Source organism: Xanthomonas sp. 3498 (assembly GCF_014199795.1).
In the GTDB taxonomy this organism is placed as follows: domain Bacteria; phylum Pseudomonadota; class Gammaproteobacteria; order Xanthomonadales; family Xanthomonadaceae; genus Xanthomonas_A; species Xanthomonas_A rydalmerensis.
Genome location: NZ_JACHOH010000005.1, coordinates 125,440 through 141,679, shown reverse-complemented (window position 1 = coordinate 141,679; position 16,240 = coordinate 125,440). Strand labels below are relative to the sequence as shown.

The 16,240-nt window shown below is 70.0% G+C and carries 13 protein-coding genes; 7 read left to right on the top strand and 6 right to left on the bottom strand.

Annotated elements, in window-relative coordinates; genetic code table 11:
• Positions 1-520: 520 nt before the first annotated feature.
• From GGR66_RS15305 to hemH, 3 genes are all read right to left on the bottom strand, one after another.
• On the bottom strand, positions 521-2,710 hold the full coding sequence (locus GGR66_RS15305; RefSeq protein WP_184448855.1) for a methyl-accepting chemotaxis protein: 2,190 nt from the start codon (positions 2,708-2,710) through the stop codon (positions 521-523).
• Positions 2,711-2,918: 208 nt separating this feature from the next.
• Positions 2,919-3,761, bottom strand: a complete 843-nt coding sequence (locus GGR66_RS15300) for an alpha/beta hydrolase (RefSeq protein WP_184448854.1) — start codon at positions 3,759-3,761, stop codon at positions 2,919-2,921.
• Entirely contained in the window at positions 3,758-4,717 is a 960-nt protein-coding gene (gene hemH, locus GGR66_RS15295; protein WP_184448853.1) for a ferrochelatase, read from the bottom strand. Before hemH ends, GGR66_RS15300 begins: the two co-directional genes overlap by 4 nt.
• A 167-nt stretch (positions 4,718-4,884) precedes the next feature.
• Between hemH and GGR66_RS15290 the strand changes: the two genes are divergently transcribed.
• From GGR66_RS15290 to tatC, 4 genes are all read left to right on the top strand, one after another.
• Positions 4,885-5,781, top strand: coding sequence for a YSC84-related protein (locus tag GGR66_RS15290; RefSeq protein ID WP_184448852.1), 897 nt, complete (start codon positions 4,885-4,887; stop codon positions 5,779-5,781).
• A 125-nt stretch (positions 5,782-5,906) separates the two neighbouring features.
• Positions 5,907-6,137 (top strand): Sec-independent protein translocase subunit TatA, encoded by a 231-nt coding sequence (gene tatA / locus GGR66_RS15285; protein WP_019798768.1) that lies wholly within the window; start codon positions 5,907-5,909, stop codon positions 6,135-6,137.
• 15 nt (positions 6,138-6,152) lie between these two features.
• Complete coding sequence (tatB, locus tag GGR66_RS15280; protein WP_184448851.1) at positions 6,153-6,686, top strand: Sec-independent protein translocase protein TatB; 534 nt, start codon at positions 6,153-6,155, stop codon at positions 6,684-6,686.
• On the top strand, positions 6,683-7,423 hold the full coding sequence (gene tatC, locus GGR66_RS15275) for a twin-arginine translocase subunit TatC (protein WP_184448850.1): 741 nt from the start codon (positions 6,683-6,685) through the stop codon (positions 7,421-7,423). The genes tatB and tatC overlap by 4 nt, the downstream gene beginning before the upstream one ends.
• A 144-nt stretch (positions 7,424-7,567) precedes the next feature.
• Here the strand turns inward: tatC and GGR66_RS15270 are convergent, their stop codons facing one another.
• On the bottom strand, positions 7,568-8,467 hold the full coding sequence (locus GGR66_RS15270) for a BPSS1780 family membrane protein (protein ID WP_160967128.1): 900 nt from the start codon (positions 8,465-8,467) through the stop codon (positions 7,568-7,570).
• 47 nt (positions 8,468-8,514) lie between these two features.
• Entirely contained in the window at positions 8,515-9,285 is a 771-nt protein-coding gene (locus tag GGR66_RS15265) for a glutamine amidotransferase (RefSeq protein ID WP_184448849.1), read from the bottom strand.
• A gap of 264 nt (positions 9,286-9,549) precedes the next feature.
• Between GGR66_RS15265 and GGR66_RS15260 the strand changes: the two genes are divergently transcribed.
• Positions 9,550-10,356, top strand: a complete 807-nt coding sequence (locus GGR66_RS15260) for a substrate-binding domain-containing protein (protein ID WP_184448848.1) — start codon at positions 9,550-9,552, stop codon at positions 10,354-10,356.
• A 163-nt stretch (positions 10,357-10,519) separates the two neighbouring features.
• Here the strand turns inward: GGR66_RS15260 and GGR66_RS15255 are convergent, their stop codons facing one another.
• Positions 10,520-12,340, bottom strand: a complete 1,821-nt coding sequence (locus GGR66_RS15255; RefSeq protein ID WP_160967132.1) for a GspE/PulE family protein — start codon at positions 12,338-12,340, stop codon at positions 10,520-10,522.
• A gap of 75 nt (positions 12,341-12,415) precedes the next feature.
• Between GGR66_RS15255 and glyQ the strand changes: the two genes are divergently transcribed.
• Both glyQ and glyS read left to right on the top strand, forming a co-directional pair.
• Positions 12,416-13,324, top strand: a complete 909-nt coding sequence (gene glyQ / locus GGR66_RS15250) for a glycine--tRNA ligase subunit alpha (protein ID WP_184448847.1) — start codon at positions 12,416-12,418, stop codon at positions 13,322-13,324.
• Between the two features lie 154 nt (positions 13,325-13,478).
• Positions 13,479-15,746, top strand: coding sequence for a glycine--tRNA ligase subunit beta (glyS, locus tag GGR66_RS15245; RefSeq protein WP_184448846.1), 2,268 nt, complete (start codon positions 13,479-13,481; stop codon positions 15,744-15,746).
• Positions 15,747-16,240: the final 494 nt, after the last annotated feature.

Here is a 16,240-nt window from a genome sequence, read left to right as displayed (position 1 = left end):
ATCGGCGTGAGCGGCGAGGGTGTGGTTGGGGAGCGGATCGGGCACACATGCTGCGCTGCGGCACGACATGGCGCGCAAGCGGAGATGCGAACAAGAGGGATGAGGGTGCGAGTGGGCGCCGATGCGGTCGCATCGCGATGTGTCACCCCAGCGCTGCGGAAGCAGAACTCCATGCAGCGCCCGGCAGGCCCCCTCTCCTCCCGCCTACCGCGAATCAGGCGCGTCCTCCGGCGCCAGCGAGGCGGTACGGTCCGTGCGGCGCTACGCCGGCATGTCAGGACGCCGGGATCGAGCCGCGTACACAGGACGTATCGCGTCTACGCCTGTTGACGGCAGGCGTGGGCGCAACTTAAGCGAAAATTTTTCTACACACAAGCTTCACTTTGAGTGTGTAGGGAGCACACCTACACGACTGTCCGCAGGCCCCTGACAGCCACGCATTCGGCATGCCGGCGGAAGACACACGGCACCGCCGGCGCTGCGCGCATGGCGCCCGATCCCGCCCGACAGCCGCCTTCGGTCAGGCGCTGCGCGCGTACTCGAAACCGACGGGCGCAGGCTGGATCGCCAGAATCGGCTCCTCCACGTGCGGCACCGGCGTTGCCGCGTCGGCCAACCGGAACACCGCCACCGCCTCGCTCAGGCTGCCGGCCTGCTGCTCCAACGCACGCGAGGCCGCGGTGGCCTGTTCCACCAGCGCCAGGTTCTGCTGGGTGCTGCGGTCCATCTGCGCCATCGCCTGGCCGACTTCGTCGATGCCGGCGGCCTGCTCCTGCGAGGCCGCCGCGATGCCCGCCATGAGCGCATTGACCTCGCTCACCGACGCGAGCACGCGGCCCATGGTGCTGCCGGCATCGTGCACCTGCGCCGACGCCACCGCGACCTGGTTCACCGATGCCTCGATCAGGCGCTTGATCTCCTTGGCCGCATCGGCCGAGCGCTGCGCCAGCGCGCGTACCTCGCTGGCGACCACGGCGAAGCCGCGGCCCTGCTCGCCGGCGCGTGCGGCTTCGACCGCGGCGTTGAGCGCCAGGATGTTGGTCTGGAAGGCGATGCCGTCGATCACCCCGATGATCTCGCCGATCTTGCGCGAGGCCACTTCCACGCCCTGCATCGCACCGACCGCCGCGTCGATCGACGCACCGCCATGACCGGCGACCGTCGCCGCCGCGTCGGCCAGCTCGTTGGCGTGGTGCGCATGGGCGGCGTTCTGGCGGACGGTCTCGGTCAGGCGCGCCGCCGCACAGGCGGTGCGTTCCAGCGTGCCGGCCTGTTCGGCGCTGCGCTGCGACAGGTCCTGATGGCCGCCAGCGATGGCGCCGGCTTCGGCGTCGATCGCCGCGGCCGCGTGCTGGATGCCGGCCACGATCGCCGCCAGCTGGTCGGCGCTGGCGTTGGCGTCGTCGCGCATGTCGGCGAACACGCCGCGGAAGTCGCCGCGCATGCGCACGCCGAGGTCGCCGCTGGCGATGGCGCGCAGCAACCCGGACAACTCGCCCAGGTTGCCGTCCACCGTCGCCATCAACTGATTGAGGCTCTCGAGCATGATGCGGAAATCGTGCTGGTGCGCGCCCACGTCGGCGCGTGCGCTGAAGTCGCCGGCCGCGGCGGCCTCGGCCAGGTGCCAGATGTCGCGGCTGAGGGTGCCGAGGTTGGCCTTGATCGCATCCATCGCCTCGGAGATCGCCGCCTGCTCGCCGGGCAGGCGCGGCATGTCCTCGCTGAGATCGCCGATGGCGTAGCGCCGCATCAGCGCCACCATCGACTGCGCGGTGCCCACGTGCAGGTCGACCAGCGCATTGGCGTCGCGCAGCAGCTGCCCGTAGTCGCCGGGGAACGCCGCCGCGTCGCCGCGGCAGGCGATGGCGCCGTCGGCATGCTGTTGCGCCATCTGCCGCTGCTCGGCCAGCACCGCGCGCAGCTGCGTCTGCATGGTCTGCATGCTGCGCAGCAGGTCGGCGGCCTCGTCGTTGCCTTGTGCCGGCACCACCGCGTCGAGCTGGCCGGCGGCGATGGCCGCGGCGACGCGGGTGCCCTCGCGCAGCGGCCGCACCAGGCTCTGGGTGATGCACCAGCCCAGCCAGGCGCTGACCGCCAGCAACAGGCCGCCGCCGAGCAGCAGCAGCCAGCGCGCATGGGCCATGGTGGTCACCGCCTGCGCATAGGAACCGTCGCTGAGCGTGCGCAGGTGCGCGGCATTGCGCTGGATCGCCTGCTGCCACTGCGCCAGCAGCGGCTGCAGGGTGTACAGGTGCAGGGTCTGCGCATCCAGGTTCTGGTTGTCGGCGGCCAGTGCCAGCACCTGCGACTGGAACGGCTGCACCTGCGCATAGGCCTTGTCGATCGCCGCGCGCAACTGCGCGCCGGTGCGGTCGGCCGGGTCCAGGCGCATCGCGAACAACTTGCGCCGCGCCTGCGCGTAGTCCTGCTGGGCCGCGCCGATGGCGCGCACCACCGCCTGCTTCTCGTCGGGATTGGTCAGGATGACATCGTTGAGCAAGCCGATCTCCAGCCGCGCCTGCGCCGCGACCATCGCGTTGGACAGGCGGATCTTCTCCATCTTATCCAGGGCGATGTCGTCGAGCTGATGCCGCGCCAGCGCCATCGACGCCAGGCTGGCCACGATCAGGGCGCCGCAGATCGACAGCAGGGCGGCGAAGGCGAAGGTCAGGCGCGGGCCGACCCGGTAGCGGCGAAGGAGGCGGATCATCGGAAGTGCGGCGTCAGGGCGAAGAGTGCCCGCTACGCTGTGCGCCGAAGTTTTCCGAAACGCGACGGCGCGGCGACAACATGTCGAACTGTGACGCCGGGAGGAGGAGGACCGCGGCGTAGTGCGCAGCGCTGGCTGTCACTGCGTCGCAGTATGCGTGCGCGCTGTCCGGCGGCATGGCCGCGCAGCGCGCGCCGCCGCGGCCGCCTCAGAGGAAGTCGTGCAGCAACGCGGCCACGGCCGCCGGCTGTTCCATGTGCAGATGATGGGTGCCGGGCAGCGTGTGCACGCGGCCATCGCGCAGGCACGCCGCGCGCTGCAGGCGCAGCGGCTCGGGCAGCATGTCCTGCGCCGGATCGGCGAACACCACCGCGGTCGGGCACTCGATGCCGGCCAGCAGCGCCTGCATCTGTGTCTCGGTCGAACGGATCGCCGTCGGCAAGGTCAGGCGGCGGTCGCTGCGCCACACGTAGCCGCCGTCCACCGCGCGCACGCCGCGTTCCACCAACAACCGTGCCGCCGGCTCGCTGAGCTGGTTGGCCAGCATCCGCGCGCGCACCGGCGCGGCGAGGTCCGGGAAGACGCGCAACGGTGCGGCGTTGGCGCGGCGGGTGCTGGCGACGCTATTGCGCAGCCGTGCCACCGCACCGTCCTCGCTCTCGGCCAGGCCGCCCAGCATCTCGATCGCCACCAGCTTCTCGATGCGCTGCGGCGCCGCGGCGGCCAGCAGGCTGGCGATGGCCGCGCCCATCGAATGGCCGATCAGCAAGAAGCGCTCCCAGCCCAGCGCATCGGCCGCGTCCAGCACCGGATGCAGGGCACTGGCCAGCAGGTACTCGGCGCCCTCGGGCAAGGCGCTGCTGTGGCCATGGCCGGGCAGGTCCAGCATCACCAGGTCCAACTGCGGCAGGTGCCGGCTCAGCGGCACGAAGCTGGCGGCGTTGTCGAGCCAGCCGTGCAAGGCCAGCGCCTTGGGTCCATCCGGATTGCCGCTGCGCAGCCCGGCCAGCGCGCCCACCCGCGACGGGCAGGCGAAGGGACGCACACTCATGCGGCGCGGGCCGCCAGCTGCGCCAGTGCGCGCGCGTGCGCCGGGGCGTCGTTGAGGCAGGGGATGTAGCGCACCTGCATACCGCGTTCGGCGCAGGTCTCGACGAAGCCCATCGCCACTTCTTCCAGGGTTTCCAGGCAATCGGTGGCGAAGCCGGGACAGATCACGTCCACCTGCTTGACCCCCTGCGCGGCCAGGTCCCACAGCCGCGGTTCGGCGTAGGGGCGCAGCCAGCGCTCGGCGCCGAAGCGCGACTGGTAGCCGAGCTCCCATTCCCCGGCCTCCAGGCCCAGCGCGGTGGCGATCGCCTGCGCGCTGGCTTCGCAGCGCTGCGGGTAGGGATCGCCGTTGTTGGCCACGCGCTGCGGCAGTCCATGGAACGAGAAGAACAGGCGCTCGCCGCGGCCATGCTGCGCCCAGTGCGCGCGCACGCTGTCCGCCACCGCGGCGACCCAGGCCGGATCGGTCGGGTAGTCCTCGATCAGGTGCACCGGCAGCTGCGGATGGCGCGCCTGCCAGGCCTGCACCACGTCCTCGATCGAGGCGGTGGTGGTGGTCGAATACTGCGGGTACAGCGGCAGCACCACGATCCGGCGCACGCCGGCCTCGCGCAGCGCGTCCAGGGCCGGCGCCAGCGCCGGCGTGCCGTAGCGCATCGCCCAGGCCACGCGGTGCCCGGGCAGTTCGCGCTGCATGCCCTCGGCCAGGCGCCGCGTGTACACCGCCAGCGGCGAGCCGTCGGCCAGCCACACCTGCGCGTACTTCTCCGCCGACTTGGGCGAGCGCCGCGGCAGGATCACCCAGTGCAGCAGCGGCCACCAGAACAGCCGCGGGATCGCGACTACGCGCTTGTCGCCGAGGAACTCGGCCAGATAACGGGCGACCGCAGGCGCGGTCGGCGCCTCGGGCGTGCCTAGATTCACCACCAGGATGGCGGTCTCGGGTGCGTCGGACATGCGCGCATTGTGGCAGAGCGCGCGCGTCGCGGCGTGTCGATCCGCTCGATCGCGGCGATCGATGGCGCCTGTGCATGGCGCCGGCACCACTCATTGCCGATTCATTGCCCTGTGACTAAGTTCAAGCACTTGCAGTATCTTGCTGCGGACCTACTTCGGAGCCCGCCATGCCCCTCCTGCCGCGCCTCGCCCTGTTGATGAGCACCGTGTTGTTCGCTGGCCACGCCGTGGCCGGTCCGGAAGAGGACGAGCGCGCCCGCAATGCGCTGCGCGTGCTGACCGACATCCAGAAGATCCCCGAACAGTCCATCCCCGACAAGCTGCTCGACGAGGGCCGCGCCATCGTGGTGATCCCGGACACGCTCAAGGCCGGCCTGGTGATCGGCGGGCGTCGCGGCCATGGCCTGATGTCGGTCAAGCGCCCCGATGGCACCTGGTCCAATCCGGTGTTCGTCAAGCTCACCGGCGGCAGCATCGGCTTCCAGGTCGGCGTGCAGTCCTCCGACGTGGTGCTGGTGTTCCGCAACGACCGCAGTCTGGACAACATCGTCAACGGCAAGTTCACCCTCGGCGCCGATGCCGGCGTCGCCGCCGGCCCGGTCGGGCGCAACGCCGCCGCCGCCACCGATGGCCAGCTCAAGGCCGAGATCTGGTCGTGGTCGCGCGCCCGCGGCCTGTTCGCCGGTGTCGCCCTCGACGGCGCCGCGCTGCAGATCGACGATGCCGCCGACCTCAATGCCTACGGCCCCAACACCACCCCGCGGATGATCTTCGAAGGCCGCACCACGAACCGGCCGTCCAACGACATCGTCGCCTTCCGCGACAAGCTCGAGGAAGCCACCTACGCCGCGCGGCAGAGCCGCGGCACCGACAGCAGCGGCGATTCGACCGCGGCCCCGGCACCGGCCATGCCGGCACCGCAGGCCGCGCCGGAACCGACCGCCGCGCCCGACGCCGCTGCCAGCACCGCCCCCCTGCAGGGCCAGGCACAACCGGCGCAGCAGGGCTTCCAGCCGGTGTCCGACGGCGAGATCCGTACCGAGAAGCTCGACGGCGATCGCTGAGCGTCGTTCCCAACGCCACCTGTCCATCCCGCCGTGCAGGCATGCCTGCACGGCCGGGAAAGGTAACGCGGCACGGCGCGGTGCGTTATCCTGCGGGTTCCTTACGACTTTTCTGCGAGCGGATCATGGGCAGTCTTAGCATCTGGCACTGGCTGGTCGTGCTGGTGATCGTGCTGCTGGTGTTCGGCACCAAGCGGCTGACGAGCGGCGCCAAGGATCTGGGCAACGCGGTCAAGGAATTCAAGAAAGGCATGCGCGACGAGGACAAGCCCGCCGGCCAGCTCGGCGACGAGACGCGCAGCAGCAGCGAGCCGTCCCGCCAGACCCAGGCCGAGCGCGACCGCGACGCGCACTGACGGGACACCGCCGGCGTGTTCGATATCGGATTCAGCGAACTGCTGGTGATCGCGGTGGTGGCCCTGGTGGTGCTCGGCCCCGAGCGCCTGCCCAAGGCCGCGCGCTTCGCCGGGTTGTGGGTGCGCCGCGCCCGCGCGCAGTGGGACTCGGTGAAGCAGGAACTGGAACGCGAACTGGAAGCCGAGGAACTCAAGCGCAGCCTGCACGACGTGCACAGTTCGCTGCGCCAGGCCGAGACCCAGTTTCGCGACGGCAGCGAGGAACTGCAGCGGCAGACCGAGGCGCTGCGCCGCGAGATCGACCCGCACCCGCCGGTGCCGCCTGCCGACAGCGCTTCGGCGACAGTGCCGCCAGCGGCCGCCGCCGCAACCGACACTTCGACGCCGCGCGTTGCCGATTCGGCCACGCCACTGCCACCGTCGACGGCACCAGCAGCGTCCGCCGTGCCGGCCGCCGCGCGCGGTGCCGCCGCGCCACATCCGGCGCCCTCCGCCACGGCGACGGGCAGCGTCCAGCCGCCCTCCAGTGAGCCGGAGGCACCACGATGAACGTCGAAGCCGAAAGCAGCCTGATCGAACACCTGATCGAACTGCGCGCGCGGCTGATGCGCGCGCTGATCGGCCTGGGCTTGGTGGTGGTGGTGGTGCTGCCCTTCTCCAAGCGCCTGTACTCCTGGCTGGCCGAGCCGATGCTGGCGCAGTTGCCGGTGGGCCAGAGCGTGATCGCCACGCACCCGGCCGGCGCCGTCATCGCCCCACTCAAGCTGGCGTTCTTCCTGGCCCTGTTCGTGTCCGCGCCGTGGCTGCTATACCAGGCCTGGGCCTTCGTCGCGCCCGGCCTGTACCAGCGCGAGAAGCGCCTGGCGCTGCCGCTGCTGGCCTCGGCGGTACTGCTGTTCTACCTCGGCTGCGGCTTCGCCTACTTCCTGGTGCTGCCGGCGGTGTTCCACTTCCTGACCACGTTCAAGCCGGACGTGATCCAGCTCACTCCCGATGCCGGCGCCTACCTGGACTTCGTCCTGGCGATCTTCTTCGCCTTCGGCGCCAGCTTCGAACTGCCGGTGGCGCTGGTGATCCTGGCCCTGCTCGGCTGGGTAACCCCGCAGCAACTGCGCGAGGGCCGCGGCTACGCGGTGGTCGGCATCTTCGTCCTGGCGGCGATCCTGACCCCGCCGGACGTGGTCTCGCAGCTGATGCTGGCGATCCCGATGTGCCTGCTGTACGAGCTGGGCATCATCGCCGCGGCGGCGGTGACGAAGAAGCCGGGAGTGGAGATTCGGGAATAGGGATTCGTAAGCGCGGTTCGCTGCGTCTGACGCATCCTAGGACCAGATAGCGCTCGCCTGCACACAGCAAAACGGCCCCGAGGGGCCGTTTTGCTGTTGCTGTCGCTCTACGAATCCCGAATCCCCACTCCCGAATCCCAGCCCTCAAGCCACAAAGACGTTCGAAGGCGGCGGCGGCACCGCCGGCGCGGCATCGCCGGCGTGCACGAACATCTGCTTCCAGGCCGCGTACACGATCCCGGCCAAGACCGGCATCAGCAGCGCCATCAGCAGCAACTGCGCGACCAGGGCCGCCACCGCGGTGCCAACCAGGAACTGCAGCACCAGCATCACCACGGTCAGCGCGAAATAGAACGCGAACATGGCCAGGAAGGCGAGGACGAAAAACACCAGCATCGCCGGCAGGTTGTGCAGGCAGGCGCGCAGGCCGTGACCGATCGCGGCGATGCCGTTGCGGCCGTCGAACATCACCTGCGGCGCGAACAGGAACAGGGTCAGCGCCACCGCCACGAAGCCGACCGCCACCAGCATCAGCCACAGCAGGATGCGCAGCGCCGGCAGGGTCGCGACCAGTTGCTCCACCTGCAGCGGATCCGGCTGCGCGCCGGACTGGCCCAACTCGTTGAGCTTGTTCATCACCGTGGTCAGCTGTTCGAGCCCGCCCGGACCGATCACCACCACGGCCAGCAGCGCCAGCGCCAGCCCGACCACCACCTGCGGCAGCAGCGCCACCAGCAGGTTCGGCGTGCGGCCGCCCTGCAGGCCCTGCAGCAGGTGCGCCGGCTCGGCGCTGCGGCCCTGGTCGACCTCGCGTACGGCCCACACCAGCCCGCCGAACAGCAGCGGCCCGGCCAAGCCCATCAGCAGTTGCGCCAACATGCCCAGGGTGGGGTTGAGCACGCCCAGGAACAGCGCGATCAGCGCCGCCAGGCCCCAGACCAGTCCGAGCCGGCCCAACGCCCACGGCGCCCGTCGCAGCAGGGACATGCCGGCCAACAGCCATTCCGCGCCGGCCGAGGCCGGCAGCTTGCGAATCTCGATCATTGCCAATCCGAAGTGGGGGACGCCGTACAGCGCGGCGACTGCACAGATTATCGCGGTTTTACCTGGCCGCTGCTGTGCTGCCCGCGTGCGTGCTGAACGAAGCGCCGCAACAGTTTGCGTGCCAGCGGTGCGGCGCTGACCTCGCGGGCGATGGTACGGGCGCAGCGTCCGGCGCTGCGTAGACAGTCGGCACGCGCCTGCACGTAGCCGCGCATGTGGTGGGTGGCGAACTCCGGATGGAACTGCAGGCCCCAGGTCGCCTCGCCCCAACGGAAGGCGTGGCACTGGTCCTGCGCCGAGCGCGCCAGCACCGTGGCGCCGGCCGGCGCGCGCAGCACCGTCTGCAGATGCGTGGCATGCGCAGGGAACCGCGCCGGCAGGCCGGCGAACAACGGATCCTCGGCGGCGGGCGGATGCAGTTCGATGTGCACCGTGCCCGATTCGCGCCCGGCCGGGTTGTAGGCCACCTCCCCGCCCAGCGCGTGCGCCAGCAGCTGGTGGCCGTAGCAGATGCCCAGCAGCGGCGTGCCGTCCTCGGCGGCCTCGCGCAGCCAGGCCGCCGAGCGCTCGCTCCAGTCGGCCCGGTCGGTGACGAACGCCGCCGAGCCGGTGACGATCACCCCGGCGAAGTCGCCCCGCGCCGGCAAGGCCTCCCCGGCGGCGACATTGGCCACCACCGTCTCGCGCTCGGCCAGGCCGGCGGCGACACGGATCCAGTGCGGAAAGCGGCCGTAGCGCCGCATCGTCGCCACCGGTTCGCCGGTTTCGAGGATCAGGAAGGGCGCAGCACGGCGACGGACGGGAGAAGCCAACGGCATGGTGGGATTCTAGACGGCAGCGCGCGGCTTTTTCCGAGCGCCGAAGGTGTCGATGGCATAAGCATATAACTGCGAGCAAGGGGAGGCGGCCGCGACGCGGCCGGGCCTGATCCCCGGCATGACGGAGCCGCGGTGGGATGGCAGCGCGGTGGCGCACAAGCGATCCGGCGGGGCATGCGGTCGGGTCGGTGCGCGGCCACGGCTTCCCATCCGCTTCAGCGCGGCGCGCGCAGGCTGTCGCTCTTCCTTCCTGGCAGGTTCGATATGCGCAGTCCGCTGATTTCCTTGGTCCTGGTCACGCTGCTGAGCGTGTCCGCATCGGTGGCGGCGGCGCCGGAGTCCGGCCGTCCCGCCCAGCCCACGACGCTGACGGTGCTCAGTTCCGGCGGCATCATGGGCGCCATCCGCGCCGTCGCGCCCGACTACGAACGCAGTACGGGAGTGAGGCTGCACATCGAGGCGGCGCCGTCGATGGGCGACACGCCGCAGGCCATTCCCAACCGCCTCGCCCGGCACGAGCCGGCGGACGTGCTGCTGATGGTCGGCGCGGCGCTGGACACGCTGGTGGCCAACGGCCAGGCGCGCCCCGCCAGCCGCGTGGACCTGGGCGAGTCCTACATCGCCATGGCAGTCAAACAGGGTGCACCGAAACCGGACATCTCCACGATGGAGGCCTTCCGCAAGACCTTGCTCGACAGCCAATCGGTGGCCTATTCCGACAGCGCCAGCGGCGTCTATCTGTCGCGCACGCTGTTCCCGCGGATGCGGCTCGGCGCCGGCTTCGCCGCCAAGGCGCGGATGATTCCCGCCGAGCCGGTCGGCGCAGTGGTCGCGCGCGGCGAGGCACAACTCGGTTTCCAGCAACTGAGCGAACTCAAGCCGGTTCCGGGCATCGCCATCGTCGGCCTGATCCCCAAGCAGGCGCAGCAGATGACGCTGTACTCCGGCGCTGTCGCCACCGCCAGCACGCAGCCGCAGGCGGCGCAGGCGCTGCTGGATTACCTGGCGTCTCCTGCGGCGGCCAAGGCCATCGCGGAGAGCGGCCTCACGCCGATGGCCGGGAAGAAATAACGGCGGCGCGAATCACGGCGCTGCGGACGGCGTTCTCATCCGACGCGTGGGCGGTGCGCTCATTCTCTGTGGTCGCGGCTTGGCGATGCGCTCCCGCAAGCGCATCGTGTGCGGCAGACCAGCGCGCGAGGAGACCCATGCCGACCACGCCGCCCCCGCCCGCTCACTCCCGCGGCGGCAACACCGACAGCACTTCCTCGATGGTGGTCAGCCCGGCAGCCACTTTTTCCAGGCCGGCGCGGCGCAGCGTGCGCACGCCCTCGTCCTGGGCGGCGCGGCTGAAGCCGGCCAGGTCCATGTCGGCGCGGATCAGGGTGCGCAGGCGCGGGGTCACCGGCAACAGTTCGTACAGGCCCACCCGGCCCAGGTAGCCGGTGCGGCGGCACTCCAGGCAGCCGACCGGGGCGTAGGGTTGCAGCGGCTCGGGCAAGGCCTCGCCCGGCTCGCGCAGCGCGTCCCACTCGTGCGGCTCCAGCGTGTGCGGGCGCTTGCAGTGGCCGCACAGGGTGCGCACCAGGCGCTGCGCCAGCACGCCGTTGAGGGTGGAGGCGACCAGGTAGTGCGGCACGCCCAGGTCGAGCAGGCGGGTGATTGCCGAGGGCGCATCGTTGGTGTGCAGGGTCGACAGCACCAGGTGTCCGGTCAGCGAGGCCTGCACCGCCATCTGTGCGGTTTCCAGGTCGCGGATCTCGCCGATCATGATAATGTCCGGGTCCTGCCGCAGCAGGGTGCGCACGCCGCTGGCGAAATCCAGATCGATGTTGGTCTGCACCTGCATCTGGTTGAACTCGGTGGCGATCATCTCGATCGGGTCCTCCACGCTGCACACGTTCACGTCCGGCGTGGCCAGGCGCTTGAGCGTGGAGTACAGCGTGGTGGTCTTGCCCGAGCCGGTGGGGCCGGTGACCAGCACGATGCCGTGCGGGCGTTCCACCAGCGCGTTCCAGCCGGCCGCTTCCTGCGGGCTGAAGCCGAGCTGGTCCACACTCTTGAACGCGGCATCAGGATCGAAGATGCGCATCACGCACTTCTCGCCGAAGGCGGTGGGCATGGTCGACAGGCGCATCTCGGTCTCGCGCCCGCCCGGCGAGCGGGTCTTGATGCGCCCGTCCTGCGGCCGCCGCCGCTCGGCCAGGTCCATGCGCCCGAGCACCTTGATGCGGCTGACGATGGCGGTCATCACCGCCGGCGGCACTTCCAGCACCTTGTGCAGCACGCCGTCGATGCGGAAGCGCATGCGCCCGGCCTCGCGCCGCGGCTCCAGGTGGATGTCGCTGGCCCGCTGCTCGTAGGCGTACTGCAGCAGCCAGTCGACGATGTGCACGATGTGGTGGTCGTCGGCGTTGACGTCCCCACCGCGGCCCAGTTCCACCAGTTGCTCGAAACTGGGCAGGCCGCTGCTCTGTTCGGTGCGCCCGTCCTTGGCGCCGCGCACCGAGCGGGTCACGCCGAAGAACTCCATCGTGTAGCGATGCAGGTCCAGCGGGTTGACCACCACCACTTCGATGCGGCGCCGCGCCAGGTGCTGCACGTCGCCGAGCCAGTCCAGCGCCAGCGGTTCGCTGGTGGCCACCAGCAGGCGCTCGGGCTGCAGGGCGAGCGGCAGGATGCGGTGGCGGCGCGCGTAGGCGTGCGAGACCACGCCGGTGACCGCGGCCACGTCGACCCGGGTGGGATCGATGCGCAGGTAGCGCAGGCCGCAGCGCTGCGCCAGCCATTCGGTCAGCCGTTCCAGGCTCAGCTCGCTGCCCGGCGGACGGGTCGCGGCCAGTTTCAGGTTGGACAGCAGCACCAGCGGATGCACGTCGCTGACGGTGCGCGCGGTCTGCGCCGAGAACTGCACGCGACCACGTTCGGCCGGCGCGACCAGGCCGTCGGCGAGCAGTGCGGCGGCCACGCGCTCGAAGCTCAACCGGCCCGGCGGCAATGCCACGGCGGGCTCGGCGGGCAACGACGCGGGGGGCGCGGCAGGGCGCGAATCCATGGTCCAGGTCCGGTGCGCGGAAGTCCCCGCGAGTCGGTCGCTATACTAGCGCACCCCTCAACCGGCCCCTGCTAGATGTCCGTCACCCGGTCCGTACCGATCACGTTCCAGGGTCTGATCCAGACCCTCAACCAGTTCTGGGCGCAGCACGGCTGCGTGCTGATCCAATCGCTGGACCTGGAAGTGGGCGCCGGCACCTTCCATCCGTCCACGTTCCTGCGTGCGCTCGGACCGGAGCCGTGGAATGCGGCCTACGTGCAGCCCAGTCGCCGCCCCACCGACGGCCGCTACGGCGAGAATCCGAACCGCCTGCAGCGCTACTACCAGTACCAGGTGGCGATGAAGCCGAACCCGGACAACATCCAGCAGTTGTACCTGGATTCGCTCAAGGCGCTGGGCATCGATCCGCTGGTGCACGACCTGCGCTTCGTCGAGGACAACTGGGAATCGCCCACGCTCGGCGCCTGGGGCCTGGGCTGGGAAGTGTGGCTCAACGGCATGGAAGTCACCCAGTTCACCTACTTCCAGCAGGCCGGCGGCCTGGAGTGCAAGCCGGTGCTGGGCGAGATCACCTACGGTCTCGAGCGCCTGTGCATGTATCTGCAGAACTGCGACAACGTCTACGACCTGGTGTGGACCTACGGACCCGATGGCACGCCGGTCACCTATGGCGACGTCTACCACCAGAACGAGGTGGAGCAGAGCGCGTACAACTTCGAACACGCCAACGTGGCCGAACTGTTCCACCGCTTCGACGCGTGCGAGCAGGAAGCGCAGGCGCTGGTCGAGGTCGGGCTGCCGCTGCCGGCCTACGAACAGGTGACCAAGGCCAGCCACGCCTTCAACCTGCTCGACGCACGCCGCGCGATCTCGGTGACCGAGCGCCAGCGCTACATCCTGCGCGTGCGCGCGCTGGCACAAGCGGTGGCCAAGGCCTACTACGCGCAGCGCGAGAAGCTGGGCTTTCCCGGCGTCAAGAAGTGATGCAAGCCCCTCTCCCCCCGGGAGAGGGGTTGGGGTGAGGGTACGCCGGTACGCAAGGCCGGCTACTCCGCCCCCCAGGCGCCCGCACCCTCATCCGCCCCTTCGGGGCACCTTCTCCCACAGGGAGAAGGAACCGCTAAGCAAGGTCTGACACATGAGCCAACACCTTCCCCTGCTGATCGAACTGGGCACCGAGGAACTGCCGGTCAAGGCATTGCCGGGCCTGGCCCAGGCGCTGTTCGACGGCGTGATCGCCGGGCTGGAGAAGCGCGGCATCGCGGTCGAGCGCGGCGACGCCAAGCCGCTGTCCACGCCGCGCCGGCTCGCGGTGCTGCTGCCGGGCGTGGCCGTCGAGCAACCGGAGCAGCGCGCGGAAGTGCTCGGCCCCTACGTCAACATCGCGCTGGACGCCGACGGCCAACCGACCAGGGCGCTGCAGGGCTTCGCCGCCAAGGCCGGGATCGACTGGACCGCGCTGGAGCGCGCCAGCGACGCCAAGGGCGAGCGCTTCGTGCACCGTGCGGTGAACCCGGGTGCGCGCACCGCGACGCTGCTGCCGGAGATCCTGCGCGAGGCGATCGCGGCGATGCCGATCCCCAAGCCGATGCGCTGGGGCGATCACGACTACGGCTTCGCGCGGCCGGTGCAGTGGCTGGTGCTGCTGTTCGGCAGCGAGGTGGTGCCGATGCCGCTGTTCGGCGTGGAAGCCGGCCGCGACAGCCGCGGCCACCGCTTCCTGCACGACGCGCCGGTGCCGCTGGCGCAGCCGGGCGACTACGTGGCCGCGCTGCAGGCCGCGCAGGTGCTGGTAGACCCGGACGTGCGCCGCGCGCGCATCGTCGCCGAGGTCGAACAGGCAGCGCGCGAGGCCGGCGGCAGCGCGCGCATCGCCGAGGACAACCTGGAGCAGGTGGTGAACCTGGTCGAATGGCCGTCGGCGGTGCTGTGCAAGTTCGAGCCGGCGTTCCTGGCGGTGCCGCAGGAAGCGCTGATCGAGACCATGGAGAGCAACCAGAAATTCTTCCCGGTGCTGGATGACGGCGGCAAGCTCACCGAGCATTTCATCGGCATCGCCAACATCGTCTCGCGCGACGTCGCCGAAGTGGCCAAGGGCTACGAGCGGGTGATCCGTCCGCGCTTCGCCGACGCCAAGTTCTTCTTCGACGAAGACCTCAAGCAGGGCCTGGAAGCGATGGGCGCCGGCCTGGCCAGCGTCACCTACCAGGCCAAGCTCGGCAGCATCGCCGACAAGGTGCAGCGCGTGGCCGCGCTGGCCGAAGCGATCGCCGCGCAGGTCGGCGTGGACCCGGCGCAGGCGCGCCGCGCCGCCGAACTGAGCAAGAACGACCTGCAGTCGCGCATGGTCAACGAGTTCCCGGAACTGCAGGGTATCGCCGGCCGCCACTACGCCGTCGCCGCCGGCGAGCCCAGCGAGATCGCCCTGGCGATCGACGAGGCCTACCAGCCGCGCTTCGCCGGCGACGACATCGCGCTGTCGCCGCTGGGCAAGGTGCTGGCGATTGCCGAACGCCTGGACACGCTGGCCGGTGGGTTCGCCGCCGGCTTGAAGCCCACCGGCAACAAGGATCCGTTCGCGCTGCGGCGCAATGCGCTGGGGTTGGCGCGGACGGTGATTGAGAGTGGGTTTGATGTGGATGTGCGGAAATTAGTGACGCATGCATCAATCCAGGCATGGGCAAAAATTAAGGCGAAAGCCTCTTTGGAACAGGTGGCGCAACTGGTTCGCGCTTATCTCAAGTCGGATTTGCAGTCAGAGGTATCGTTGAAGCAAAGCATTGAGATCGATCCTGCTCTGTTGTCTAAAGAACTGGCAGCTGAAGAGCAGTTCGATTTCATCCTCGACCGCCTGCGCGGCTACTACGCCGACAAGGGCGTGCCGGCGACGCAGTTCAATGCGGTCGCTGCATTGTTCTCGGTCGCGGCTGAAGCCGCTCCTACAGGTGGCACCGCGGGCGCTGCAGGAGCGGTTTCAACCGCGACCGTGGCACTTGGTTCGCTGTACGACTTCGACCGCCGCATCGACGCGATCGGTACCTTCGCCGCCTTGCCGGAAGCCGAGGCGCTGGCCGCGGCCAACAAGCGCATCCGCAACATCCTGCGCAAGGCCGAGGGCGAGATTCCGGGGCAGATCGACCCGACCCTGCTGCGCGAGCCGGCCGAAAGCGCGCTGGCCGAGGCGGTGGAAGCGGTGATCGTGGAGACGGACGGCGCGCTGCGCCAACACGACTACGTCACCGTACTGAACTTCCTGGCGCGGCTGCGTCCGCAGGTGGACGCGTTCTTCGACGGCGTGATGGTCAACGCCGACGACCCGGCGCTACGCCGCAACCGCCTGGCCCTGCTCAAGCGTCTGGGCGACCGCCTCGGCAGCGTCGCGGCGATCGAACACCTGTCGGCGTAAGCGTCAGCGCCGCCGTAACGAGAGACGGGCCGCCTAGCGCGGCCCGTTCTCGTTTCATCGAGATGGCTGCCGCCGCGATGCGGCGCGACTGGCTTCGGCACACCGCAATGCGTCGGGACTGAAGTCCCTCCCACAGTGGGTTGCCCATGTGGTCCGCAAGCCTCGGCAGGAGCCGCGCGTGTTTCCGCCGCGACGAAAGAACCAAGCACTCACACGGCAGGAGAGAACGCGCCGGCCGGAGGCCTGCAACCCTGCACACAACGGACAGTGTGTGAGCGCCCGCAATCAAGCCCCTCTCCCCCCGGGAGAGGGGTTGGGGTGAGGGTACGTCGCGAAGCGACCCGCAGCGTGTGAGTGCACGAGGCTTCGCCCGTACCCTCATCCGCTCCTTCGGGGCACCTTCTCCCAAAAGGAGAAGGAACAGCCGACTAGCCCCTCTCCCCCCGGGAGAGGGGTTGGGGTGAGGGTACGGCGCGAAGCGACTCGCAGCGTGT